This is a genomic window from Streptomyces sp. WMMC500 (assembly GCF_027497195.1).
GTDB lineage: Bacteria > Actinomycetota > Actinomycetes > Streptomycetales > Streptomycetaceae > Streptomyces.
Genome location: NZ_CP114905.1, coordinates 5,523,106 through 5,548,037, shown reverse-complemented (window position 1 = coordinate 5,548,037; position 24,932 = coordinate 5,523,106). Strand labels below are relative to the sequence as shown.

Sequence of the window (24,932 nt, the reverse complement as noted above, 5' to 3'; positions counted from 1 at the left end):
TGAGCGGCCCATACGGTGCCCGGCCGATGACCTTCAGGGGAAGTCGTCGGACGGGCACCGTCCTCCTTTTCCCACGCCGCGCCGCTCCCGGACGGCTCAGCCTCCGGTTCTCGCCACTTCCTTCGCCAACTTTCCGGCCTCCAGGCCGATTTCCCGCAGGCTTCCGCTCAACGGCGGCGCGTACCCCACGAAGTGCAGACCCTGCGCCCCCGCCGGCGACCGCCACCCCCGGGTGCGCGGCAGGCCCCGGCCGTCCAGGACGTCGAGGTGGCCGACCAGTTCCTCCAGGCCGCGCCGCCAGCCCGTCGCCGCGATCACCGCGTCCGGTTCCGCGCGGTCGCCGTCCGCCAGGATCACGCCCGCGGCGTCCAGCGCCGCCACCGCCGGCACCGGCAGGACCCGGCGGTCGCGGACGGCCGCGACCAGGCCCGTGTCCACGACCGGGACCGCTCCCTCCCGCAGCCGGGTGCAGAGGCCGCTCGCCGGGCGGGGCAGGCCGTACGCGCCGAGGTCCGGGACCCCGATGCGGCTCACCCGGCCGGCCAGCCGGTCCACCGCGCGGGCCGGCAGGACGCCGCTCAGGCGCCGGGCCGTCACCGCGCACCAGCCCGCCGCCGGCCTGCGTACGAGGTGCGGCAGCGTCCGCACCGCCAGCCGCACGCGCTTCGCGCCGCCGTCCGCCAGGTCCACGGCTATCTCCGCGCCCGTGTTGCCCGCGCCCACGACAAGGACGTCCTTGCCCTCGTACGGGGCGGGGTTGCGGTAGTACGCGGCGTGCAGCAGTTCGCCGCGGTACGAGTCGCGCCCCGCCCAGTCCGGCACGTACGGCGTGCGGCAGTAGCCGGTGGCGACGACGACGCGGCGGGCGTCGAGGACCCGGCCGCCGGTCGCGGCCACCTGCCAGCCCGGGCCCGCGCCGGAGGACGGCCCGGACGACCCGCCGGACGACGAGCCGGCCGCGCGGTCGATCCGCGCCACCTCCACGTTGTGCACGATCTCCAGCTCGTGGCTCTCCGCGAACTCCTCCAGGTGGCGCGCGAACTGGTCGCGCCCCACCCACCGCCCGTAGCGGCGCGGGATCGGCGCGCCCGGCAGCCCCGACATCCCCCGCGGCGTGTGCAGCCGCAGCGCGTCGTAGTGCCGGCGCCACGAGTCGCCGACCCGGGCGCCGCGCTCCAGGACCACCGCCCGGATCCCGGCCGCGCGCAGAGCCGCAGCGGTCGCGAGCCCGGCGGGGCCGCCGCCGACGACGAGCACCGGGCGGTCGTCCCGGCCGTCCGGCCGGCCGGGTTCTGCATGGACACGGTCATGAGACATGCGGGTGAGCGTAGTGCGGCGGGGGCCGCCGTCCGGCGGCTTGCACGGCTCGCTGCACTAACGATTCAGCAGCGGCTACGCTGCGCGCTCACACCTGCTTCGGCGGCTTCCGCCCCGTCACCCCGAGGTGCACGAGCAGCGCCAGTGACGGCTTCAGGTCCGCCTGCTTCACGCCCCACGTCTGGAACGCCTTCTGGTGCGCCGCCACCCCGGCGAGCATCACCACCAGCGACCCGGCGACCGCCGCCGGGTGCACGGTCTCGTCGACCTTGCCCTTCTCCTGCAGCTCCCTGATCGACTGGGTGAGGGACCGGGTGACGGAGTTGAGGATCTTCATCCGGAGCTTGTAGAACCGCTTGTCGCCCTCCGCGGCACCGAGGTCGACGACCCGCAGGATCGCGTCGTTCCGCCGCCAGTACCCGAGGAACCCGTCGACCAGCTCCTCCGCGGCCAGGGCCCCGGACTTGCCGGCCCACGAGCGGCCGGCCACCAGCTCGGTCAGGCCGGCGCCCTCCCTGGCCGTCTCCTCCGCGAGCTCCAGGACTGCACCCTCGACGTCCGGGAAATACTGGTAGAAGGTCGCGGGTGACGTGCCCGCCCTGCGGGCGACGTCGATCACTTTCACATCCCGGTACGGTGAGGAGTCGAGCATCTCTCCGAGGCATGCGAGCAACTTGGTGCGGGTCGCCTGGCCGCGCCGGCCGGCGACACGGCCGTCGACCGTCCGAACTTGACCTGTCATGTCGTCAGCTTACCGACGCGTGATCGAACCGCGATCTGACGAGGGCAAACGGGGAGGCCAGACCGTCGGAAGTGCGCGAATTGCCACTCTCGAACAGAATTGACCCGATGTTCAGGGTACTTTCGCACCACCCGACGCACGTTCCGATTACGTTGGCGATGCGAGCCATCGCACCGTCCCCGTCACGCCTGTCCCCCGTCACGCCAGCCCCCACCAACGTCCCATGGAAGGACGACGACGGCCATGGACGCATTCGCCGAGGGCTCACCCTGCTGGGCCGACGCCACCCTGCCCGACCTGCGCGCCGGTGAGCGCTTCTACGGTCAGCTCTTCGGCTGGACGTTCACGGAGGGCGGCGCGGGTACGGACACCGGCCCCGGCTTCCCCCGGCACTCCCGGGCGCTCCTCGACGGCAGGCCGGTCGCCGCGCTCGTCGCGAAGCAGGACGGCCGGATGCCCACGGCATGGGGCGTCCACCTGGCCACCCCCGACCTCGCCGGCACCGTGGAGAAGATCCGGCGGGCCGGCGGCACCGTGCTCACCGAGCCGGAGGCGGCCTCGGGGGCCGGCCGCAAGGCGGTCGCCGCGGACCCGGACGGCGCGGTGTTCGCACTCTGGCAGGGCGGTACGCGGCGGGGCTTCGGCGCGACCGACGTGCCGGGCGCCTTCTGCTGGACCGAGGTCTACGTGCGGAACGCCGACGCGGCCGACGCCTTCTATCCGGCCGTCTTCGGCTACGAGCTGGCCGATCCCCCGTTCGACGCGGGCGACTTCAAGGCGTGGGCGCTGCCGGGCTCCGGCCGGGAGGTGGCGGGGCGGGCGCTGGTCGGCGACATGCTGCCGGCGGAGATGCCGCCGCACTTCCTCGTCTACTTCCGGGTCGGGGACGTCGGCGACGCGCTCGGGACGGTGCGGCGCGGGGGCGGGCGGGTACTGGTGGACCGGCAGGAGATCCCGGGGGCGACGTTCGCGGTGGTCGCGGACAACCAGGGGGCGGCGTTCGCGGTGATGGACGGTGAATCCGGCGAGGCTGACGAGCCCGGCGACGCGGGCGGTGCCGCAGCCGCGGACACCCCCGCCACCAGCGCCGACGGGACCTGACCCGGTGCTCTCCCCCGCCCCGCGGGCCGCGCGGCCCGCGGCGCCCCGCCGGACCCGGCGGTTCCAGGGGCGGCGGTGCCCGGAGCCGCCCCCCGGGTTAGCCCCGGCGCGTTCCGGAGTGGAGAATCGGCAGGCGTACTTTCGGGACTGACGGCCGTACGCCTGCGGTGAGAGGCTGCAGGGGGGCCCGGTTCCGGGAGCCCCCGACGGGGAGGTGGATGGTTACGTGGTCGAGCAGCTTGCGCAGCACGACCCGAGGCGGATCGGTCCTTTCGAGGTGCTCGGCAGGCTGGGCGCCGGCGGGATGGGGCTCGTCTACCTCGCGCGGTCGGCCTCCGGCCGCCGCGTAGCGATCAAGACTGTCCGCACCGAACTGGCCGAGGACCAGCTCTTCCGCGTGCGCTTCACCCGCGAGGTCGAGGCCGCCCGGGCCGTCAGCGGCTTCTACACCGCCCCCGTCGTCGACGCCGACCCGCGGGCCGCGGTGCCGTGGCTCGCCACCGCGTACATGCCCGCGCCCTCGCTGGAGGAGATCGTCAACGACTGCGGGCCGCTGCCGCCGCAGGCCGTGCGGTGGGTGGCCGCGGGGGTCGCGGAGGCGCTGCAGTCCATCCACGGCGCCGGGCTCGTCCACCGCGACCTCAAGCCGTCCAACGTCCTGGTCCTGGAGGACGGGCCGCGCGTGATCGACTTCGGCATCGCGTCCGGCGTCTCCAACACCCGGCTGACCATGACCAACGTCGCCGTCGGCACGCCCGCCTACATGTCGCCGGAGCAGGCCCGCGACTCGCGCAGCGTGACGGGCGCCAGCGACGTCTTCTCGCTCGGCTCCACCCTCGTCTTCGCGGCCACCGGGCACGCGCCGTTCCACGGCGCGAACCCCGTCGAGACCGTGTTCATGCTGCTGCGCGAGGGGCCCGACCTGGAGGGGCTGCCGGGTGAGCTGCGCCCGCTCATCGAGGCGTGCATGCAGATGACGGCCGACCACCGGCCCACGCCGGAGGCGCTCCAGTCCGACCTGGCGCCGCACCTGTTCGGCGCCGCGGGCGACGACAGCGGTACGGCCTCGGCGTGGCTGCCGCGTACGGCGATCCGGATGATCGAGGCGCGCCGCGGTGCCGCGGCCACGCTGGGCGGACCCGGGCACGGCGGGTCGGGGCGGGTCGGGGGGTCGCGGGGGTCCTCCGCGTCGCGCCGGTCGATGCCGCCGCGGCCCCCGCACCCGCCGGGGCCGCCGCCGGAGGCGCCGTCCGCGGGTCCCGGGGCGGGGGCCGTACCGCAGTCCCCGCCGCACCCGGCGCCCCGTTCCGTACCGCAGTCCGCACCGCACTCCGCCCCCGGGCGGCACGCCGGGCCGCCCGGGTCCGGCGCACGCCACGGCGGCGGTGCGGGGCCCGCCCATGCCGCGCCCGGTGGCGCCCCGGCGCCGCACTCCGCGGCGGCACCGGAGCACGTGCCCGCCCAGCCGGCCGCCGCCGCCCCCGCCGCGCCGGCGCACGCCGGCGCCGAGGTCCAACTGGCCGGCGCCCCCGTGCCCATCGGCCCCGGCCCCCGCGTCGTCGACGCCCGCGCCGCGCGCGCCCGCGCCGCCGCGGACGGCGGGCTCGACCTGGGCTGGGCCCGCCCCCGCGGCGGCGCGGCGCACGGCGCGCAGCCGGCGCACGACCCGCACTCCGGCCACCGCCCCGCCGCTCCCGCGGAGGCCGCGGGGCAGGAGCCGGCGCGGTGGCGGCCCTGGCGGTTCCGGATGTCCAACGACGTCTGGGGCAAGCCCGTCGTCTCCGGAAACCTGCTCTACGTCACCTCCTTCGAGGTCCACGCCCTGGACGTGACCAGCGGCCGGCGGCAGTTCAAGACCCGCGAGGTCGCCTGGTCCATGGCCCTGTCCGAGGGCCTCATCCACGCCTCGGACGGCCCGAGCCTGTACGCGCTCGACGCCGCGGACGGCCGCGAGCGCTGGCGCCAGGCCGCCGGGGGCTTCGTGTACTCGCTTCAGGTCGCCGCCGGCACCGTCGTCACCGGCACCAGCGGCGGCGGCATGCGGGCCCGGCAGGCGGCGACCGGCGAGCCGCTGTGGGAGCTGAGCGGCGCGCAGACGGAGTTCGAGACGCAGGAGGCCGGGCCGGTGGCCCACCACGGCACGGTCTACGTCTGGGGTGAGGGCCGGCTGCGCGCCCTGGACATCAGATCCGGCGCAGAGCGCTGGTCGTACCCGATCGGCGACGCCGCCGCCTGCGGCGGCGTCCCGGTGCGGCTGCTCCCGGCCGACGACGTGGCGGCGGGCCCCACGGTGTTCGCCGCGGCGGGCAAGCGGGTCCTGGCGCTGGACGCGGCGTACGGCACGCTGCGCTGGACGTTCGAGGCCCCGGCGGTGATCCTGAGCCCGCCCGCGTTCGCCCCCGGCGCGGCCCTCACCGGCGGCGGCGTCTTCGTCGCCGACCACCTGGGCACGGTCTACGCCCTCGACGCCGCCGACGGCCGCGAGCGCTGGCGCATCGCCACGGAGGCCCGCCAGTCCATCGAGCCCGTCCTCGTCGCGGACGGCCACGTGCACGTCGGCAGTGGCTCCGCCCTCTACACCCTCGACGCCGTCGCCGGCACCCCGATGTGGCGCTTCGCCACCCGGGGCGACCTGATCGGCGCCCCGGTCGCCGCGGACGGCCGCGTCCACTTCGGCTCCGCGGACCACTGCATCTACGCGGTCGACGCGGTCGGCGGCCAGCTCCGCTGGAAACTCGCCACGGACGGCGAGATCACCGGCTCCCCGGTCGTCGCGGGCGGCGTCGTCTACGCCTGCAGCAAGGACCGCTGCGTCTACGCCCTGGACGCCGAGAAGGGCACCGCCCGCCGCTGACCACCCGCGCGGCTCCCGCGCGCCCGTGCCGTCAGCGCCGCAGGAGGTCGACCATGCCCTTCGGGTCCCGCGCCGCGCGCTGCTCCGCCAGGCAGCGGCGCATCAGCTCGAAGTACGGGGTCAGCAGCTCGGCGCTGACGCCCTGCTGGCGGGCGGTGTCGAGGAACGTGGGGATGCCCGCCACCTGCATGGCCAGGGCGGAGACCTCCTCCTGCGGGTCCGCACCTCCGGTGAGTTCGGCGGCGATCCCGTGCGCCGCGGGGGCCATCGCGGTGAGCCAGCCGGCCAGCAGCCCGGCGAACGCCGCCGGGTCCACGTCCTCCTTGCGTACCAGCGCGAAGGCGTGCGTGACGCCGGCGAACATGCCGTACATGGCGCTGAGCAGAGCCATGTCCTGAAGCGCCGCGTAGCCCGGGTCCTCGCCGGCGTAGGTGGTGCCGGCCGGGACCGCGAGCACCTCCCGGTGGCGGTCGAACAGCGCGCGCGGGCCGCTGTAGAACACGTAGGCGCCGCTCTCCGGGACGCCGATCATCGGCGGTACGGCCATGATCCCGCCGTCCAGGTAGCGGGCGCCGCGCTCGCCCGCCCACGCGGCGCGGGCGCGGGCCTGCTCCGGCGTGCACGTCGTCAGGTTGACCACGTCCCTGCCGGCGAGGTCCGTGCCGCCCAGGACCTCCCCGACCGACGCGTCGTCCAGCAGGCAGACGACGACCGGGCCGCCCGCCGCGACCGCCGCGGCGGCGGTGTCCGCCGTACGGGCGCCCTCGGCGGCCAGGGCCTCGGCGCGGGCGGGCGTGCGGTTCCAGACGGTCGTCGGGTGGCCGGCGGCGAGCCAGGCGCGGGCCAGCGCGGTGCCCATGGCGCCGAGGCCGAGGAGGGTCACGGGGGCTGTGTCTTTGGTGTGCTCGGTGTGCGGTGTCATGGCGACCATGCTGGTCACAGGCCCGTAGACGATCAAGTACGCACTTCGGAGTGGGTGGTTACCCTGAGGTGAGCGAGCACCTCGGCGGGGTGCGGGAGTGGGAGGGGTACGCATGACCACGCTGAACCGGCCCGGTGCACCGGACGGCCACGTCTGCGGCATCGACGCCGCGATGGAGATCATCGGCGGCAAGTGGAAGGTGCTGATCCTCTGGGCGCTGGACGACCGGCAGGACCGCCGCTTCGGCGAGTTGCGCCGGCTGCTGCCGGGGATCACGGAGAAGGTCCTCGCGTCGCACCTGCGCGAGATGGAGGCGGACGGGATCGTCCGGCGGACGGCGTACGAGGAGGTGCCGCCCCGCGTCGAGTACTCGCTGACGGATTCCGGCACGCGGCTGAACGCCGCGCTGGGGCCGCTGGCCGCATGGGGCCGCGAGCGCGTCGCCGGCGCGGGAGCAGTCGGCGCGGGAGCAGTCGGCGCGGGAGCAGTCGGCGCGGGAACCGCGGGCGCGGGAGCCGCCGGCGTGCCGGCCGCGCACGGCGGTGCGGAGCGGGCCCGCTGGACGCACGGTCGCACACCGGGCTGATCCTCCCGTTCCGCGAGCCGTTCAGCGAGCCGTCCCCCGAGGCGTGCCACGACCCGTCGGTCCGGGACCCCGACCCCCGTCCGGGGTCCCGGACCGCATCCCCCCTGTCGCACGCGCCGCCGGTGTGCCTGCGACCAGCCGCTCGCACTGAACCGAGAATGTGCGCCGCACCGCGACGTTGACAAGGCACCCGGGCGTTCGGGTGCGTTCGGAACGGTGCTCACCTGTTCCGAACGCGCGCGAACAAGGCCGGTTTCAAGGTCGCCGGGCAGCCGCCGGTGCCGCCATGCTGGGGTCATGAGCGACAGGGACGGCGGCTTACCGGGATCGTCGCAGTCGCCGGCGCCGCAGCCGGCAGAGCTTCGTACGCGGGCCGAGTACGTCGCGGCGCTGCGGGCGTTGCGTACGTGGTCCGGGCTGACGTACCGCGAGCTGGAGGCCAAGGCCACCACGCACGCCGACTCCCTCCCGGCCAGCACGATCGCCACCACCCTCGGCCGCGCCACGCTGCCGCGGGAACGCTTCGTCGACGCCTTCACCCGCGCCTGCGGCCTCGCCGAGCAGGACGTCGCCGCGTGGCTGGAGGCCCGCCGCCGTATCGCCACCCACGAACACGCGGCCCCCGCCGCCGAGCCGGCGCCCGCGGCGCCGCAACCGCGGTCGCACCCGCAGCCGGCCCCGTCCCCGGGCCCGCACCCGGCCCCGTCCGGGAACGGCGACCGCGCCGCGCCGCCTCCCGCGACCGCCTCGCGGTGGCGGTGGCGATGGCGGTGGGCGGCCGGGCTGCTGGCGGCGGCCGGGATCGGCGCCGGCGGCACGCTGGGCGTCCAGGCGCTGCTGCCGGACGACGCGGAACCCGACCCGCCGCGCACGACGATCGGCGGCGACCCGGTGCCGGGGCTGGACATCAAGGCGGTGGGCAGTTGGGCGCAGATCCATCCGGCCCGTACGCCGAGCCTCTGCGTCACGGAGGGCACGGACCGCTCGGGCCGCTACCGCAGCGCGGTGGCGGCCCAGCAGCCGTGCGCGCAGTCCGTCCAGCCCCGGGTCTACCTCGAACCCGTCGGTGACGGCGCGGTGCAGATCCAGTGGCACCACCCGAAGCACGGCATCGGGTGTCTGACCGCCATGCGCGAGGGGCGCGGACGCGGCTTGGTCGAGCCTCGCGAGGCGTGCGCCGACGACGATCCGGCCCAGCGCTTCCACGTCGAGGCGGGCGGCCGGCGGGGCGCGACGCACTTCCGCATCCGCCTGGGCACGGGCGAGTGCCTGGGGCTGCGCGACGAAGAGACCGCGGCCGGCGCCGAGATCGTGCAGGCGCCCTGCTCCGACGCCGCGGACCGGGAGTTCCGGATCAGCCTGACCCCGCCGCCGCCGTAGCCGACCCGCCGGAGTAGCGGGCGGCGAGGGCCGCGGCGCGGTCGCGCAGGGCCGTGCGCAGCCACTCCGGCGCCACCGCCTCCGCGTCCGTGGCGAGTTGCCACACCGCCCACTCGGCGTGCCGCGCGTCCTGGAACGCCGCCTCCAGCCGCAGCCGGCCGTCGGGCTCCACCTCCTCGGCGAGTACGGCGAGCGCGGTGCCCACCAGCTCCTCGCGGCGCCGCGGCGTGACCCGTACCACCGCGGCGACCTGCTCGCCGCCGGTGCGGAACCGGGCGCTGCGCTCCTGCCAGGCCCGGTCGAGGTCGACGCGCTCGGGGCGCTGCGCCGGTTCGGGGAGTTCCTCCGCGGCGCGTACCCGCGAGAGGCGGTAGGTGCGGTCGGCGCCGGCCCGGGTGGCGAGCAGGTAACCCTTGTCCCGTACGGTCACCAGGCCGATCGGGTCCACCGTGCGCCACGCCGCGGCCCGCCCTTCGGGCGCGTAGCGGATCCGAAGCTTCCGCCCGGCGAACACGGCGCCGCGGAGGGCGGCCAGCACGTCGTCGGGTACGTCCTCGGCGGTGAGCGGGCGCGCGAGGAGGTCGGTCTCGGGGTCGACGAGGAGCCGTTCGGCCACGCCGGCGGCGGTGTCGCGGTAGCCGGGCGGCAGCGCGTCGACCACCTTGAGCATCGCCGACGCGAGCGCGGAGCCGAGCCCGAACGCCTGCGCGCCGCGCCGCGATCCGGCGATCAGCAGGGCGAGGGCCTCGTCGTGGTTCAGCCCGGTCAGCTCCGTACGGAACCCGGGCAGCAGCGCGAACCCGCCGTGCCGGCCGCGCTCGGAGTGGACCGGCACGCCGGCTGCGGACAGCGCGTCGATGTCGCGCAGCACGGTGCGGGTGGAGACCTCCAGCTCGCGGGCGAGCGTGGCCGCGGACAGCCGGCCGCGCTGGCGCAGCAGCAGGACCAGCGAGACCAGACGATCGGCGCGCATGCGAAAAAATCTAGCAGGATATACGACACAGGATGTCGTCATTCGCTGCGAGGCTGCCGCCCATGGAACGCACAGCGATAAACCCGGTCACCTGGTCGACGGAGATGGGCTTCAACCAGGGCGAACTCGTCTCCGGCCACACCCGCACCCTCTTCGTCTCCGGCCAGGCCGCCATGGGCCCCGACGGCCGCCCCCGGCACGACGGCGACATGGCCGCACAGCTCGCGCTCAGCCTCGACAACCTGGAAGCGGTCCTCGCCGCCGCGGACATGTCCCTGGCGAACCTCGTACGGCTCAACGTCTGCACCACCGACGTCGACCTCCTCTTCCAGCACTACGGCGCGCTGGCCGCCCGCCTGGCCGCCGCGCAGGCGGCCCCGGCGACGACGATGCTCGGCGTGACCCGCCTGGCCGTCCCGCCCCTGCTGGTCGAACTCGAAGCCACCGCCGTCGCCTGACCGGGCTGCGTGTCCGGCACGTGACCTGCCCGCCGGCAGCCGCCGGGGAGGCCACGTGCGGGACGGCCGGGAAAACCCGTCGACAGATCGGCGGGTGATCACTTACCGTGTGACGTCACGCCCTGAGACGGACGGAAGGAGGCGAGTGCCGTGCAGTTCACACCTTTCGAGCGCTCTCCTCGTCCGCAGCCCCGGCGTGGTTCGTAGATTCTGACCGGGGAGCGCGCCAAGCAGCCGTAACCCGGAGGAATCCATGACCGATCCGGTCATCCGCGCGCTCTCCGCGAGCGACGCCCAGCTCTTCGACGCACTGCCCGACCCCCTCCACGCCCGCGAAAGCCACCGGCACACCCGTTTCCGTACGGAATGGAAGCGCGTCGCCCTGCGCGACGGCGAGGTCGTCGCCCGCGGCGCATGGTGGGGCGGCCCCGACGACGCGGAGCCGATCAACGTCAACTGGTTCGACGTGGCCGAGGGCGAGGAGGAGGCGGGGGCCCTGCTCCTGCGCACCGCGCCCTGGCAGGTCGAACTCGAGGTCAACCTGCCCGGCGACTGGCGCGACGACCCCGCGCTGCGCGCCGCCGCCGACACCCGCTTCGCCGCCGCGCGCGCCGCCGGGTACGAACTCCTCGTCGAACGCTTCATCTACCGCTGGACCCCGGCCGACGGCCTCCCCGAACGCCCCGGCCGCCTGCGGTTCTCCCCCGAACCCGACGACGCGGTGTTCTTCGACGCCCTGCGCCGCATCCACTCCGCCACCCTGGACGCCCACGCGCTCAGGGCCATCAAGGAGGGCGGCCTCGACCAGGCCGCGCAGGAGGAGCTCGACTTCTTCCACTGGTGCCCCTCCCCGCGGGAGTGGTGGCAGACCGCGCACACCCCGGACGGCGACCTGGCGGGCATCCACATCCCCGCCCACAACCCCTCCGGCCCGACGGTCGGCTTCATCGGAGTCGTCCCCGAACACCGCGGCCACGGCTACGCCTACGACCTTCTCGCCGAATGCACGCACGTCCTCGCCGGCCACGGCGCGGAGTTCATCAGCGGCGCGACGGACCGGGGCAACTTCCCGATGGCCGCGAACTTCGCCAAGGCCGGATACCCGGTCGTGAGGGAACGCGTCCACTTCCAGCCGGGGGGCAGGGCGGAGTAGAGCCCAACCGAACGGTACGAGGAAGACCGCCGCTTCCCAGGAGGCGGCGGTCTTCTCGTACACACCGCGCCGAAACCACCCGCTCCCTAGGCGGCGCGGGGCGGCTCCTCGGGCCGGTCGGAGGGGTGATCCGGGGTGGCACCCTCCTCGTCCTTCCGCGAGCCGCCATTGGCGAAGACCGTACGGAGGTTGGGCTCGGACGGGGCGTCCTCCGCGGGGCGGGTGAGGGGCCGGCGGCGCTGCCTGCCCCAGACGCCCACACCGATCAGCATCAACGCCGCCCCGAAGACGACGAGGGCACTCCCGACGTCCAGACCGGTGCCGTCGGTGTTGACGTCCAGACCGCCGACCGCCTCGACCGCCTGGTTCTGCCGGAACATCCACAGCCCGGTGACGGCCAGCACCAGCAGCGCGGCCAGGATGACGAAGCCGCGCGAGCGCGTTCTCGCCCCGTAGAGGGCCAGCAACGCGCCGATCGCGATCGGCGAGAAGATCGACCCGAAGAGCTGCGCCCGGGTCTCCGAGATCCCGTCGAAGATGCTCCCGAACGCGTAGTGCCGCCCGTCCCGGCCGTTGTACCAGGGCAACCAGAGACTCCAGACCACGGCCACCGCGCCGATCACCACGAGGACGGCTCCGACGACGTAGCGCTTGTTGCTCGCCTTGTTCTCCAGCATCTTCGTACTCCTCCGATGCCGTAGTCCCCCATCCGACGCTACGACCGAACCACCCCCTCCGCCACCGGCGCCGGTATTGGGCTTTTTCTGGGCATCATGCTTCACTCGGTACATGCCCAGAAAAAGCCCAGCGGAGAACGAGGTGGTCACCGCGGTCGGGCGACTGCTGCGGCGCGGGTTGCCGGTCACCCCCGCCACCGTGGACGCGACTCTGCTCGGCCTGCGCGGGATCGTCGCCAGGGCCGTCGACCCCGCCGACGAGGCCAGTCGCACCACGGCCCTCGACGGGGCCCTGCGCGGCCTGCTCGCGCGGTTCCCCGACGCCCGCTACGCCGCGGCGGCACGGGCACTGTTCGCGCTACCCCCGGCCGAACCGGGCCAGAGCCTGACCGTTCGCCGCGAACTGGCGGCAAAGGAGGCCGGGCACGAGGTCCACCACTTCCGCAAGCGCGTCGAGCCCAAACTGATCGAGAAGATCGCCTGGGAGTTGCTGGCCGACGCCGACCGGTTCGTCCGTTCCCCGATGATCGCGCCCCGACTCGCCCCCACCGCCGGGCGGCAGCCGGTGCAGGCCGACCCGTTCGCCTGGGAAGTGGCAGAGCAGGAGGAGCAACTCAGCAGACTCTGGTCGGCGATCTACGCTGCCCGCGCCGAACTGCTCGCCGTCGAGCGGCTGATCAGTCTCCGGGCCGACCGGGCGACCCTCTTGCACACGACGACGACCGCCGCGTGGCGGTGGGCCGCGGCCCGCGCCGAAGCGATCAGCTACAGCACCGCGTTCGCCCCAGGTCCGGAGTCCTCCGTGGACGAACTGGTCGCGCTGGCCGGTTGGACCCCTGCCCTGACCGAGGCACAGGAGTCCCGGCTGACCGAGGCCGCCGCCAGCGGAGGGGGCCGCGAACAGTTCGTCGCCGTCCTGCACAGCGAGACCGCGCTGGCAGACGCCTGGTTCGACGGGCTCCTCACCCGCCCCGAGCCGTCCGAAGCCACCCCCGACGAAGAGAACGGACTACAGCCTTGACCACCACCAACCCGGCCCTCGCCGCCGCCCTCCGCGCGGCGGCTAGCGGCCAGCCACGCCGCTACGTCATCACCGGCGGCCCGTCGTCCGGCAAGGACGACCTTCTTGAGGCGGTCCACGTCGCCGGAGTCCCCTGCATGACCGAAGAACCCGGTCGGGAGATCTACCGCAGGCACCGGGAAAAGCTCGGCCGTCACCTGCTCAAAGAGGACCGCCGGGCCTACTCCCTGGAAGTCCTCGACGCCTTCATCGCCGAGTACACCGCGCACGAACACGGGATTCGCTTCTACAACCGGGGAATCCCGGACGGCTACGGCTGGGAGGGGTTCTTCGGGTTGCGGCCGACCCCGCAGTTGGAAGACGCCACGCGACGCTACCGATACGACGCGGTCTTCGTGCTCGACCCGCTCGACACCTTCGAGGATCCCGACGACATCGTCTGGGCCAAGGACCGCGAGATCCGCCGTGTCCACGAGCTGATCGTGCAGGGCTACTACGACGCCGGCTACGAACCGGTGTTCGTTCCCCCCGACTCCGCCGCCGCCCGGCTGGACTTCCTCTGCGCCAACCTGCGCCTGCCCAAACCCAGCGGGGGAGCGTGATCTCGTTGAGCCGCGACGGGAAGCCTTCGTAACTGACCAATCTCGTCCAGACCGGATCGGTCAGGGTCGTAGCGAGGCGTTTACGGAAGTCGCGTACGGCGCACTGCTCCTGGTGGCCGGCCAGGGTGCGCCGGGCCGGTGTGCCAGCGGTACTCGCTGGAGAGCAACGGAGTGCGGGGTCATCGATCTTCCTGGAGCTTGAGCAGCTCGAAGAAGATCGACGTGCCTCCCTGGCTTACGAGTTCGTCGAAAGTGCCCGTCTCGGCGATGCGGCCGTGGTCGAGGACGATGATGCGGTCGGCGAGACGCACGTTGGCAAGCCGGTGGGTAATGAACACAGTGGTCCGGCCGGCGGCCAGCGCCTTGAGCCGGGTGTAGATGCGGTGCTCTGCGCGCGCGTCGAGCGCGGCAGTCGGTTCGTCCATCACCAGGACGGGTGCGTTGCGGTGGAAGGCTCGGGCGACGGCGATGCGCTGCCACTGTCCGCCGGAGAGGTCGTGTCCTCCCCACCAGGAGCGCGCCAGGGACGTGTTCAGGCCGTTCGGCAGGTCGGCGATGACGGTGTCGGCGCCGGCGGCTTCGGCGGCGGCGTGCACGGCGGCGTCGCCGTCGGGGCGGGGCTGGCCGAGGGTGATGTTCTCCCGGGCGGCCAGGGGCCAGCGGGTGTAGTCCTGCGGGACGAGCGCGACCTTGGACAGCACAGCAGCGGGTTCGGCGTCTGCCAGGTCCAGGCCGTCCCAGCGCACGGTGCCGGTGGTGGGGAGGAACAGGCCGGTGAGGATGCGGGCGAGGGTGCTCTTGCCGGCGCCGTTCTCGCCCACGAGGGCGATGACTTCGCCGCGCTTGAGGTCCAGGTCGATGCCGTCGAGGGCCGGCCGGGTGGCGCCGGGGTAGGTGAAGGAAACGCCGTGGGCGGTGATCACGTTCGGGCCGTCGTCGGCGACGGCGGTGCTGCCTCGTCGGGCGGTCCACGCCTGGGCCACGGTCAAAAACCGCGTCCAGTCGTCCAAGGACAGCGACGTGCGGAACAGCCGGGCCCCGGCCCTGACCGTGGTAGTGAGGGCCGCGCCGGAGGCCCGCACCGCCAGGGCGGCGGTTCCCGCGGCTGCGAGTTCCATGCGGCCGGCCGTCACCAGGAGCACGAGCGCCCCCCAGGTCGCGAGCATTCCGGCGGCCGTGAGAGCGTCACCGATGCCCTGCGCGACCAGGGCCTGCCGGGTGGCCGCGAGCTGTTCGGCCTCCAGGCGTCCGGAGACGATGCGGTACTGCCGGGTCAGGAAGCCGGCCATGGTGCCGGCGCGGACCTCGTCGGCGGTTTTCCGCTCGGTGGTGTAGGAGCGGAACACGCTGCGCAGACGGGAGTCCCCCAGGTTGCGATGGTGCGCGGCGTGTTCGATCCGTGCACCCCGTACGGCGCCCCAGGCGCACGGGACGACGGCCAGGACCAGCAGCGGCAGGAGCACCGGGTGCAAGAAGGTGACAACCGTGGCGGCGGCGGCCAGTTGGGCTGCGGCGGAGGTCAGCACCTGGGAGTCGACGATGAGGGCGCCGGTCATCTCCGCTCCGTCCGAGGCGGCGGCGAGAGCGTCCTCGAAGTCGGGGTCCTCGTACGCGACCAACTCGGCACCCGTCGCTGCGGTGATGACCTGGAGGTCGGCTTCGCGTACGGCTGCAGGGGCGAGCTGGGCCGCGGCGGCGCGGGCGCCCCCGTCGAGGAGATAGCGGCCGCAGCCGGCAAGGGCGAGGACCAGCACGGCGGTCAGGTTCTCGCGCAGCCCGGCGGCGATGTCGTCGCCGGTGAACACCGCGGCCAGCACGCGGGTGGTGGCTGCGAGGGCGGTCGCAGTCAGGGCGGCGGCACCGATCTGGCAGCCGAGCAGCGCCAGGGCGGCGCGGCGGTCGGTGCGCCATGCGAGGCGCGCCGCCGCGGCGAGGGTACGGGGCAGGCGGCGCGCTATCGCCCACGTGGACAGGGTGACGCTCGCCTTCAGGTGACGATCGGAGGCCAAGCGCATCACGGGCGGCTGGCCCGCGCCGGCGGCCGGTGGTATAGATGCGAAAGAATTCACGCCCCCATCAAGGGGCCACGTATCAAGCCGGGCAACGGAATTGTTCGGGGTGTTCCGAATCGCCCCCGGTCACCCGGCCAGCCGTCAGCCCTCACAGTTTGCTTTTCACTCGTTCGGGTGGTTCGTCTGGGCGGGAGGCTCCCTGACCCAGGGCGCGGCTGTGCAGTTCGATCTTAGGATTCCTTGAGCCCATGCTCGGCCGCCTGCTCGGGTGTGTGGAGGTAGAGACTCTCGCGAAACGCGTCGGCGAGTAATTCGAAGGCTTCGCCGTCTCGTGGCTGGACAGGTGGCGGAAAAGGTAGATCGCTGGAACGGGGGGCCAGATCCGGGCGACGGAGGCGCGGAACTCAGGTGCGTGCTGTATCACGACGTTCGCGGGATACGCCTGAGAGGTCAATCCTCACGGTCTGACTGGTGACGGTGGGGTTGCGTTCGGGGCAGGACCCGAGCCAGACGCGCGTTCCACCAGGAATCGCTTGGTGAGTCCGCATTCTCCGGAGCTGATGGGACGGCAGGAGGGGCTCCAGTTGAACCTGGTCGGCCATCATCGCTGTCTTTGTGGCCCAGAGCGCGATCTTGCGTTGTTGCCGGAGGGATATGAGATCGAGGTCCTGCCGGATGATCCGTGGTTCGAGAGCCTCCTTAGAGGAGCCTTCAAGCTCCGACATCCAGCCGCTGTTGCACGGGGCACACACCTTCCTGACCGTGAAGTCCAGGCCCACGCTCTGCCTGGTCACGTCGAAGGCGCCCGCCCCGTAGCGGGCCTGTTCGGTCCGTTGTGGCCCTGGCGGAAGATACTGGTTCAGCCACTGAGGGAAAACGTGTTCCTTGGTGACGGGAGAACCGCCGCAGAAGACACAGGGCATCAGCAGATCGTAGCGGATTGGCTCCGGCGTGGTTCGGCACCGCCGCGGGCCACGACAGTACGGTACCCACGTGGTCTGTGCAGGTCACAGCACCTTCGCGCAGCCAGGGCAGTGGGTTCAGCCGCCTGAACTGTCAACCTGCGGACTGGAATCCTCAGTCACACCGGGCCACGGCCGCGGTGACGCCTACTACGGCACGGTGAGGGCGGGCATCCAGGGCCGGTCGACGGCGTCGCCCGTGTCCCGGCCGACCGCGCCTTCGGGGACTTCGGCCCAGGCGTGCGCACCGTCGGGCAGGAACCGAGCGCCAAGCACCCAGTGCGCCTGACGGCCGGTCAGCGCGGCAGCGATAACCGTGGCGCGGCTGACCTCCATGCAGGCGATACGGCCCCGCCACCACACCGGGGCCACCGCGAGGACCGCGGCGTTCAGGGCTTCGAGGCGGGCCAGGCCCGCGTGGGGCAGGCCGCGCAGCAGACGTACGGCGGCGATCTGCCGGCGCAGCGGCAGCCGGCCCAGCGCCAGAGAGAGCGCGAGGGCCGCGGCTGCGACGATGCGGTCGTATCGGGTCGTGGTGGGCCGGGCGCCGGGGACCATGACCGTCACCGCCACCACCTCCTTTTCTTCTGCGGGGCCGGTTGTGCGGTGTCGACGAGTACCCCGGCGGCCACCAGCTCGGCGACGAACGTGGTGATGTGCTCGGCGACGACCTGCGGGTCCTGGCCGGTGGGGACGGCGATCTCGTCCGCGAGCCCATCGGTGCCGCCGCGAACGGTGATCGCGCGCCAGACCTGCGAGGCGTCCGGGTCGAGCATGAGCCATGAGCCGCGCCGGGTGTCGAGCACCGCCGTACCGTCCGGGCCGGTGGCGTGATGGACGTGTGACGCGAGGGTCAGCATGCCGCCACCTTCCGGCCAGCCTGCTCGCCGGAGAGCCACCAGCACGTGACGAGGAGCCGGTGCAGGTCGGCGATGACCGTGGCGTTCTGACCGCGGGCGGCCTGCGCGAGCGCCGCGCTCACCGCCGCATGGTCGATGAGCCCCGCGCCGACGAACGGACTGGCCGCGATCAACTCGTCGAGGCGCTCCCGGTGGCGGGCGAGTCCGGCGATGCGCTGGGCGGTGAAGGAGCCCTTCGAGCGCCGCTCGGTCAGCCACTGGGGCAACTGCGGTAACGCGGCGCGTAGCAGCGGCTTGTACGTGACCACCCCGCGGCGGGCGAGCGCCGGGATGGCGAACGCGGCCCGCACTACCTCGTTGTCCAGGTACGGGTACGCCAGTGTCACACCGAGGGCTTCGGCGTACGGGGTCCAGCCACGGGCGGAGGCGCCGACCGACCGCAGGGCGCTCCACTGCTCGAATTCGTCCGCCATCTCCGGCTGCCGTTCACCGGCGGCCTGCCGCAACTGCACGGCGACCTGCTGCCGGCCCTCCCCGGTCAGCCACGACGCCCCGGCTCCCAGACGACACCATGACCAGCCCGCCACAGCCGGATCCGCAGTCACGGGCCCGCGTTCCAGGGCGTCGGCGGCACGTCCCAGCGAGCCGGCACGTCCCAGTTCAGCGGCCTGTTTGAGTGCCTTCCAGTAAGGGCCCGGGGCGGTATTGCGCAGCCGGGCGAACGCCACGACCTGACGGCGGGCCTCACGCCACCCGCCGTCCTGCACCAGCCGCACCCAGCAAGCACTGGAGGCGTCCAGCACGATGTCCCCGCCGTGCCCGGTCAGGTGCAGCGGCAGCCCCCGCACCGGCTGAAGGTACGCGCTGTCCATGGCGTACATGGCCGCCCCCAGCACCGGCTCGCCACCGGTGGGCTGCCCCGAGCCGAAGCCGAAGGGCAGCTGCGGCAGACCGCCCGCAGCGATGGTGTGCGTGACGCCGGTGTGCTCGGCGACGCGGGCGGCGTACGAGGCGTCTTCGGCGCTGGTGTAGCCGTCGGTGTATGTCACCGCGTGCACGTCGCCGACCTCGGCGGCGAGGACGACGGCCGCGGAGGAGTCGAGCCCGCCGGACAGATCCGCCCCCACCACCGAGCCGGCCGCGCGGACCCGGTACCCCACGGCATCAGTGAGCGCGCGGCCGAACCGCTCGGCGCCCTGACCGAGTTCCGCGACGGACTCGGCGCGACGAACGTCGACGAGCTGCGGGGGCACACCGGGGGTGAGGAGCATCCCGGATCCGCCGGGTACCTGCCGGACCCGCTCGTACAGGCTGCGGTGCGGCCAGTGGTGCTCGCCCGCCGCCAGCCGTGCCGCCAAGTGCGGCAGGTCCGGCACGAGCGATGCGGGGAGAAGGCCGGGCGCGGTCGCCCACGCCGTCCCCTCCCGGTGCGGCGTGTAGTAGAGGGTCCGGATTCCGGCGAGGTCACCGCACACGAACCGCTGCCGCCCGCAGGCGGCGAGCACCCAGTACGAGCCGGGCCACCGGCTCAGTTCGGCCCACCGGCCCGCCCGCACGGCCGGAAGGGCGCTGCGGAGGTCCTGCTCGGCGACCGGGCAGTCGCCGACGACCGCGACCACGGCCTGCCCTTCCCCGGCCGAACGCACACGCGCAGCCGGCGGGCGGCGCACACCTTCGAGCCCCTCGATTCCCGTTCCGCTCACGGCGGCGGTGCCGCCGGTCATCCACTCCCGTTCCATCTGCTCGCCTCCCCTTCAGACGCGCCCGGGGGCCGCCCGCCGTAGCGACCGGCCCCCGGGGCTGCCCGGTGCTGTCCTGGGCGTCAGCCCTCGAAGTAGTTGTCCTTGTCCGAGTCGTTGAACGTCTGCCGGCCCAGGGTGAGGGCCGGCACCGGGTAGGTGCTGACCTGCGGCGCGAAGCCGCCAGTGCTCCTCGGCGGCGTCACGGGGGTGCCCTTGGCAGCGGGCTTGGGCTTGGCGGTGACGGGGGTCTGCTCGGCCATGACCGGCCTCCCTTGTCTCGGTGGATGTAGAGGTGGTGCTGCCTCTATGTCACCGCGGACGAGGGCACGTTCCCAGAGACGGAGATGGGGACTTGCTGGGAGTGGATCTGGGAGAAACCTGGGACGCGCTTGGGATGTCAGCCCGCCTGGAGAAGGTCAAGGACGCTCTGGTGGTAGACGGCATACACCGAGGGGAGTTCGTCGAGGTGGGCACGTTCGTCGATGCCGTGCAGCCCTTCATACGGCACCCCGAAGCCGGCGGTCGCCGGGATGCCCTCCCCGGCCAGCAGGTTGCCGATGTTCGACGGGCCCGCGGTCTTCGCCCGCACCGTCAGCCCGGCAGCCGCAGCAGCGTTCAGCAGGGCTCCGGCGGGCTGCTCGTCCTCAGCCAGGCGGAAAGGCGGCCACACAGCGACGGGGGCGACCTCGGTGGGAGCCGGGGCGGGCAGCTCCGCGTCAAGTTCGGCGACAGTCTTGCGGACGAGGGTCTCCGCGTCATGCGCGTCGAAACCCGGGGTGGTGCGCACATCGACGTTGAGGTCGACCCGGTCCGGAATGACGGAGAAGCCCTCGCCGCCGTGAAACGCGGTGACCGAAACCTTCGGAGGCAGCGGGAACCCGCCGCCGCCAGCCACACCGGGCAGATCGGCCGCGTCCAGGAGCTGCACGAGATGCGCCGCCCGCGAGATCGCGCCGACCACGGTCCTGCTGGAACCCGAGTGCCCGGAGGGCGCGTACACGGTCACCGTGGCCCGCCACAGGCCCCGGCCACCGACCACGACCTCCTCCAGGCCCGGGTAGCCGATCATCACCCCGGCTGGACGATGCGCGGCCTCGTCGGCGAGATAGGCGCGCGCACCGCCGAAAACACCGGTGTGCTCGTCGACGTCCAGGAGCACGGCAAGCCCGCCGCTGAACTCGGCGGCCCGGGGGGCGAGGTCGGCGGCAATGTGGCAGAACACCGCGGCGGCCAGCTTGGAGTCCGCCGCACCCCGGCCCCGCAGCCAGCCGTCCACCACGTCACCCGCGGCCGGCGGGAACGACCAGGCGGCCTCGTCGCCATAGGGGGCGGTATCGACACACGCGTCAAGCGTCCACCACTTTCCCGGTCGGCCGCCGGGGATCTCCACCAACAGCCCAACCAGCTCACCCGCCGGGTCGCGCAGGCGACGGTGCGGCAAATTGCGGACGGCGAGCCAGTCCTCCAGCACGCCCAGAACTGGCCCGTAGCCGTCGATCCCGGCCCGACTGGGGCGCCGGATCAGCTCCTGGGCCAGCCCGATCACGGATGCCACGCGGGCCTTGGCCACCTGCTGAAGGTTGTCGCTCACGCCACTCCTCGCCCGATTAGCTGTGCCGTACCGGCAACGCGCGGACGGCCTTGATCGTCTCCACCGGCCGCGCGGACGCGCACGCTTCCCGCCCATGGTGGACCAGCCCGACTGCCGCCTCCCGGCCGAGTAACACGCCGCAGTCGAAGCCCTCGGCCCCATGGAACGACGGCAGCGGCGCCACGGCAGCGGTCTCGGAAGCGACGAAGAACCTCTCCAGCGCCTCAACCTGCTCCACCATCCCGATGCGCAGCGTCTTGACACCGTTGCGGCGAGCGGACGGGTCACGCAGCTCCAGCAGCCGCAACAGGTGGTCGGCCAGCACACGGTGGCGCGGCGGACCGTACAGCACCCGGTAGTGCAACAGGTCCGGGTGCTGGGCCACGGCAGTCTCAATCGCCGCCAGATACGCCTTCTCCCGGCTCCGGGAGCCGGTGACGACCAGGTGCTCGCGTGCCGCGGCGGCGACGTCCACCATCGCCTCGACCAAGTCGGTCCAGCGGGTGAGCACCTTGACCACCACCGCGGTGCCGGAGGACTCCAGCACGCTGGTGGCCTCCGCGCCGTCCTGATGGGCGAACAGCACCTCCGGGCGCTCCCGGTAGAGCTGGCACAGCCCTGCCCGATTCCGCTTGCCGGTTCGGCGCCGACCGGACTCCCACGCGCTCATCAGGCTCGCGTCCGATGCGCCCCCGGTAATTGCGTTCAGGGCGTCAGCCGCCTCCTCCAGCGTCATGTTCCGCGCCACCCGGGCCCGCCTGAGCGCCGAATCCGCCCCGTTGGCCGCGACCACGGGCACCGCCCCCTCCTCATTTCGCCGGCGTGTACGTGCAGTCTTCCCCGCTGGCGGTGGTTCAGCGAGACAAGGTCCGGCCGTCTCGACGGCGGCGTGATCGCCGAGGAAGGCAGGCACGAATCGCTGCTCGACCACGAAAGGATGCGACTCTGTGGCGAACCCAGGCAGACACCTACGCCAACAGCCTGCCTGGCGCGACGCCTACCGCACCATCCGATGTGGTAACGACAGGGCCCACGACGGTGCCGGGCTCGGTAGAGACGCCGAGCAGCAAGCCGTTGCTAGGGCATGCGGCCGACTGCGCAGAACTCGTCCGTGTCAGGTGCCTGGCCGAAGATGTTGGGCTCGGGCCGCCACTTCGTCAGCGTGACCACGCCGGGCTCCAGCAGTTCCAGGCCGTCGAAGAGGGAGGCGATCCGCTCCGGGGTGCGCAGGTGGTAGACGGCCGAGCCGGCTTCGTTCCAGCGGCGCACGGACTCCGCCATGCGGTCCCCGGTGATCTCGGTGGTGCTGTGGCAGACGGCCAGGAAGCTGCCGGACGGCACGGCGTCGAGCAACGTCTGGATGATCGTCCGCGCCTGGTCGTCGTCACCGACGAACGGCAGGACGCCCAGCATGGTGATCGCTACTCGCCGGCTGAAGTCCAGCGTCTTCGCGGCCTGAGCGAGGATGTGTTCAGGGGCACGCAAATCGGCGTCCACGTAGTCGGTGGCGCCCTCGGAGGTGGAGGTCAGCAGGGCGCGGGCGTGGGCTAGGACCAGGGGGTCGTTGTCGACCTAGACGATCCGTAACTCAGTCGCCACCCGCTGGGCGACCTCATGGGTGTTGTCGACGGTCGGCGGCCCGGTGCCGATGTCCAGGAACTGCCGGACCCCCTCCTCGCCGGCCAGGTAGCGGATCACCCGGCCCAGCCAGGCGCGGGTGTGGCGGGCGATGTCAACGATCTCGGGAAGAGCTGGTGGGCCCGCCCCGCACCGCCTGAACCGGGCCAGAACGCAGGGCCCGGTTGCAGGGGTGGGTTGCTGTTAGTGGGGTGAGGTGGCGGCGTAGGCGGTGAAGGCTTGCCAGGCGTCGGCGGAGAAGGTGAGCACCGGGCCTTCGGGGTCCTTGGAGTCACGGACGTGGATGGTGGTGGGGGTGGTGGCGACCTCGACGCAGGCGCCGCCTTCGCTGCCGCTGTAGGACGACTTGTGCCAGTCGAGGGCGACCTCGATGCAGTTGCCGCCTTCGCTGTCGCTGTAGCTGCTCTTGAACCAAGCCAGCGTGCTCATAGCCCTCCCAAGACCTTCTCGATGAAGTCCAGTGATTCGCGAGGCGTCAGCGCCTGCGCCCGGATGATGCCGTACCGCGCCTCGATCTCACGAACCGTTTTCCGCTCCACGATCAGTTGGCTGGTGCCCTGCACCTCGACGTACGCAATCCTGCGCTGGTCCTCGGTCTCAAGCAAGGTCAACGGGCCTGCCAGCCCGGCATGCTCCTCGCGGTCTGTGGGCATGACCTGGATCTCCACGTTCGGCCGCCGACCGATCAGGAGCAGGTGCTCCAACTGGCTTCGCAGGACGGCCTTTCCACCGATCGGCCGTCGCAGCACGGTCTCTTCGAGTACGAAGCTCAGAATGGGCGCGGGCTGGCGGTCGAAGACCGCCTGTCGGTCCAGTCGGGCGGCGACTCGCTGCTGGATGATGTCCTCATGTACTGCTGGACGGCGGGCCTCCAGGACTGCGCGGGCGTACTCCTCGGTCTGCAACAGACCCCAGACAACCTGCGAGTCGTACGCGTGCAGCTCCACCGCCTCCTTCTCCAGGACCGCGAAGTCCTCGAAGAACGCCGGATACTTGACCCGCAGTAACTCCGGCTTCATCACCTTCAGCAGCCCGCCCGCGTCGAGCGCCACATCCGCCTGGTCGACGTACTCCGGCCGCGGGATCCTGCTCCCCTGCTCGACCGCCCCGACCATGTACTCGCTGTAGCCGATCCGGTCGGCCAACTGCGGCTGTGTGACACCGGCTCGATCCCGGAGGATTTTCTGCTGTCGACCGAAAGCGCGGAGAACCCCCGCCCCGTCGCCCTCGACCGGTCGACTCGGACGCTTGGATTCCGCCATACTGAACCGCCTCCCCACTTGCAGTACGTGATCCATACATCACTGTGCGTAAGATCTGTACGCCTGGCCAGGCTATTCGCATCAGCGGCACCGTGGGGACGCATGAACCCCTCAACGATTGCACGAGAACCGGAACGCGCCCCTGGCGCACAACCAATCGCGCTCGCCCGGACGTTCGCGATGCAGTTCACGTCCAGCCGCCGCGGCGCCCGCCTTGCTCGTCTGCTTGCCGTGCGGCGGCTCGGCACCTGGGGGTTTCCACGCGGGGGCGAGGTGTCGCTGACCGTGGAGACGGTGGTCGCGGAGTTGTGTGCGAACGCCGTGTTGCACGGGCGGGTCCCCGGGCGGGACTTCCACCTCGCGATGCGACTCCGCGTCGACGGCGTGATCCGTATCGAGGTGGCCGACGCGCGGCGGGAGCGGGTGCCGGTGCGGGGCCGGCCGTACGACGTGGAGGAGGAGTGCGGGCGGGGGTTGCTGCTCGTGGAGGCGATGGCGGCCCGGTGGGGGGTGGCCGAGCGGCAAGGCGTGGGAAAGATCGTGTGGTGCGAGCTTGATACCTGACGCGTCCGAGCAGGTCCGGAACCGCAGGCTTCGTGGGCGGCAGCGCAGTCGACCAGTCATAAAGGCCGACTGCGCCGCCTCCTCGGTGTTCTGGATCTGTGGCGCAGCATCGCTCTGGCCCCTCCGCGACCTGTACGCCGCGGTCCAGGAGCTGCGATTCAGGAGGACTCGGATGCCCAAGACCACTCAGCTTCGCACCTACACCGTCAGGGAGGGGATGCTCGATGAGTGGGTGGAGCGGTGGCGTGCGGAGATCGTGCCGCTGCGCCGGAGGCTGGGTTTCACCATCGGTGGCGCCTGGGCGGACCGGGAGCGTAACCAGTTCGTCTGGCTCATCTCGTATGACGGCCCCGAGACGTTCGCCGAACGGAACGCGCTCTACTGGGCCTCGCCGGAACGCAATGCAATGAACCTCGACCCAGACGAGTATCTGGTGCACACAGATGACCGCTCGGTCGAGACGGTCGACCTGGAGTGGTGATTCCGGTCCGATCTCGCCCTACATGGAGGGATGG

General features: G+C 72.7%; 25 protein-coding genes and 1 pseudogene. 10 read left to right on the top strand and 16 right to left on the bottom strand.

Translation table 11 applies throughout. The features are described from left to right. Positions 1-96: 96 nt before the first annotated feature. On the bottom strand, positions 97-1,317 hold the full coding sequence (locus O7599_RS23990) for an NAD(P)/FAD-dependent oxidoreductase (protein WP_281617677.1): 1,221 nt from the start codon (positions 1,315-1,317) through the stop codon (positions 97-99). Positions 1,318-1,405: 88 nt separating this feature from the next. Then, positions 1,406-2,059 (bottom strand): TetR family transcriptional regulator, encoded by a 654-nt coding sequence (locus O7599_RS23985; protein WP_281617676.1) that lies wholly within the window; start codon positions 2,057-2,059, stop codon positions 1,406-1,408. Positions 2,060-2,302: 243 nt separating this feature from the next. Between O7599_RS23985 and O7599_RS23980 the strand changes: the two genes are divergently transcribed. Both O7599_RS23980 and O7599_RS23975 read left to right on the top strand, forming a co-directional pair. Next, positions 2,303-3,160 (top strand): VOC family protein, encoded by an 858-nt coding sequence (locus tag O7599_RS23980; RefSeq protein WP_281617675.1) that lies wholly within the window; start codon positions 2,303-2,305, stop codon positions 3,158-3,160. Between the two features lie 226 nt (positions 3,161-3,386). Then, positions 3,387-6,014, top strand: a complete 2,628-nt coding sequence (locus tag O7599_RS23975) for a serine/threonine-protein kinase (protein WP_281617674.1) — start codon at positions 3,387-3,389, stop codon at positions 6,012-6,014. Positions 6,015-6,045: 31 nt separating this feature from the next. Here O7599_RS23975 and O7599_RS23970 read toward each other — a convergent pair whose 3' ends face one another. After that, entirely contained in the window at positions 6,046-6,936 is an 891-nt protein-coding gene (locus tag O7599_RS23970; RefSeq protein ID WP_281617673.1) for an NAD(P)-binding domain-containing protein, read from the bottom strand. Between the two features lie 112 nt (positions 6,937-7,048). On the opposite strand from O7599_RS23970, the gene O7599_RS23965 reads away from it, so the two are divergent. Continuing rightward, the gene (locus O7599_RS23965) at positions 7,049-7,522 is read left to right on the top strand and encodes a helix-turn-helix domain-containing protein (protein ID WP_281617672.1); all 474 of its coding nucleotides are present in this window, start codon (positions 7,049-7,051) and stop codon (positions 7,520-7,522) included. Between the two features lie 297 nt (positions 7,523-7,819). Beyond that, a complete protein-coding gene (locus O7599_RS23960) occupies positions 7,820-8,902 on the top strand; it encodes an XRE family transcriptional regulator (protein WP_281617671.1) in 1,083 nt (360 codons plus the stop codon). Here the strand turns inward: O7599_RS23960 and O7599_RS23955 are convergent. Beyond that, a complete protein-coding gene (locus O7599_RS23955; RefSeq protein ID WP_281617670.1) occupies positions 8,877-9,875 on the bottom strand; it encodes a WYL domain-containing protein in 999 nt (332 codons plus the stop codon). The two genes, O7599_RS23960 and O7599_RS23955, sit on opposite strands and share 26 nt — an antisense overlap. Before the next feature lie 62 nt (positions 9,876-9,937). Between O7599_RS23955 and O7599_RS23950 the strand changes: the two genes are divergently transcribed. Beyond that, positions 9,938-10,333 (top strand): RidA family protein, encoded by a 396-nt coding sequence (locus tag O7599_RS23950; protein ID WP_281617669.1) that lies wholly within the window; start codon positions 9,938-9,940, stop codon positions 10,331-10,333. Positions 10,334-10,586: 253 nt separating this feature from the next. Beyond that, the gene (locus tag O7599_RS23945; RefSeq protein WP_281617668.1) at positions 10,587-11,486 is read left to right on the top strand and encodes a GNAT family N-acetyltransferase; all 900 of its coding nucleotides are present in this window, start codon (positions 10,587-10,589) and stop codon (positions 11,484-11,486) included. A gap of 86 nt (positions 11,487-11,572) precedes the next feature. Here the strand turns inward: O7599_RS23945 and O7599_RS23940 are convergent, their stop codons facing one another. Continuing rightward, positions 11,573-12,163: a hypothetical protein gene (locus O7599_RS23940; protein WP_281617667.1), complete on the bottom strand. Its 591-nt coding sequence runs from the start codon at positions 12,161-12,163 to the stop codon at positions 11,573-11,575. Between the two features lie 112 nt (positions 12,164-12,275). On the opposite strand from O7599_RS23940, the gene O7599_RS23935 reads away from it, so the two are divergent. Both O7599_RS23935 and O7599_RS23930 read left to right on the top strand, forming a co-directional pair. After that, positions 12,276-13,184, top strand: a complete 909-nt coding sequence (locus tag O7599_RS23935; protein WP_281617666.1) for a hypothetical protein — start codon at positions 12,276-12,278, stop codon at positions 13,182-13,184. Next, positions 13,181-13,786, top strand: coding sequence for an ATP-binding protein (locus tag O7599_RS23930; protein ID WP_281617665.1), 606 nt, complete (start codon positions 13,181-13,183; stop codon positions 13,784-13,786). The genes O7599_RS23935 and O7599_RS23930 overlap by 4 nt, the downstream gene beginning before the upstream one ends. 179 nt (positions 13,787-13,965) lie before the next feature. On the opposite strand, the gene O7599_RS23925 is transcribed toward O7599_RS23930, so the two are convergent. The 11 genes and pseudogenes from O7599_RS23925 to O7599_RS23875 form a co-directional block, all read right to left on the bottom strand. After that, entirely contained in the window at positions 13,966-15,801 is a 1,836-nt protein-coding gene (locus tag O7599_RS23925; protein WP_281617664.1) for an ATP-binding cassette domain-containing protein, read from the bottom strand. 401 nt (positions 15,802-16,202) lie between these two features. Next, positions 16,203-16,721 (bottom strand): hypothetical protein, encoded by a 519-nt coding sequence (locus O7599_RS23920; RefSeq protein ID WP_281617663.1) that lies wholly within the window; start codon positions 16,719-16,721, stop codon positions 16,203-16,205. A gap of 189 nt (positions 16,722-16,910) precedes the next feature. Then, a complete protein-coding gene (locus O7599_RS23915; RefSeq protein WP_281623491.1) occupies positions 16,911-17,318 on the bottom strand; it encodes a lasso peptide biosynthesis B2 protein in 408 nt (135 codons plus the stop codon). 5 nt (positions 17,319-17,323) lie between these two features. Beyond that, the gene (locus tag O7599_RS23910) at positions 17,324-17,620 is read right to left on the bottom strand and encodes a PqqD family protein (protein WP_281617662.1); all 297 of its coding nucleotides are present in this window, start codon (positions 17,618-17,620) and stop codon (positions 17,324-17,326) included. Next, the gene (locus tag O7599_RS23905) at positions 17,614-19,359 is read right to left on the bottom strand and encodes an asparagine synthase-related protein (protein ID WP_281617661.1); all 1,746 of its coding nucleotides are present in this window, start codon (positions 19,357-19,359) and stop codon (positions 17,614-17,616) included. The genes O7599_RS23910 and O7599_RS23905 overlap by 7 nt, the downstream gene beginning before the upstream one ends. An 83-nt stretch (positions 19,360-19,442) precedes the next feature. After that, the gene (locus tag O7599_RS23900) at positions 19,443-19,622 is read right to left on the bottom strand and encodes a hypothetical protein (protein WP_281617660.1); all 180 of its coding nucleotides are present in this window, start codon (positions 19,620-19,622) and stop codon (positions 19,443-19,445) included. Between the two features lie 137 nt (positions 19,623-19,759). Next, positions 19,760-20,953: a M20/M25/M40 family metallo-hydrolase gene (locus O7599_RS23895; protein WP_281617659.1), complete on the bottom strand. Its 1,194-nt coding sequence runs from the start codon at positions 20,951-20,953 to the stop codon at positions 19,760-19,762. Positions 20,954-20,969: 16 nt separating this feature from the next. Beyond that, positions 20,970-21,752: an XRE family transcriptional regulator gene (locus O7599_RS23890; RefSeq protein WP_281617658.1), complete on the bottom strand. Its 783-nt coding sequence runs from the start codon at positions 21,750-21,752 to the stop codon at positions 20,970-20,972. A gap of 278 nt (positions 21,753-22,030) precedes the next feature. Further along, positions 22,031-22,651, bottom strand: a pseudogene (locus O7599_RS23885) (SAM-dependent methyltransferase). A gap of 123 nt (positions 22,652-22,774) precedes the next feature. Beyond that, positions 22,775-23,020: a DUF397 domain-containing protein gene (locus O7599_RS23880; protein WP_281617657.1), complete on the bottom strand. Its 246-nt coding sequence runs from the start codon at positions 23,018-23,020 to the stop codon at positions 22,775-22,777. Continuing rightward, positions 23,017-23,853: a helix-turn-helix transcriptional regulator gene (locus O7599_RS23875; RefSeq protein WP_281617656.1), complete on the bottom strand. Its 837-nt coding sequence runs from the start codon at positions 23,851-23,853 to the stop codon at positions 23,017-23,019. Before O7599_RS23875 ends, O7599_RS23880 begins: the two co-directional genes overlap by 4 nt. A gap of 180 nt (positions 23,854-24,033) precedes the next feature. On the opposite strand from O7599_RS23875, the gene O7599_RS23870 reads away from it, so the two are divergent. Further along, complete coding sequence (locus O7599_RS23870) at positions 24,034-24,417, top strand: ATP-binding protein (protein WP_281617655.1); 384 nt, start codon at positions 24,034-24,036, stop codon at positions 24,415-24,417. Between the two features lie 172 nt (positions 24,418-24,589). After that, positions 24,590-24,898: an NIPSNAP family protein gene (locus O7599_RS23865; protein ID WP_281617654.1), complete on the top strand. Its 309-nt coding sequence runs from the start codon at positions 24,590-24,592 to the stop codon at positions 24,896-24,898. Positions 24,899-24,932: the final 34 nt, after the last annotated feature.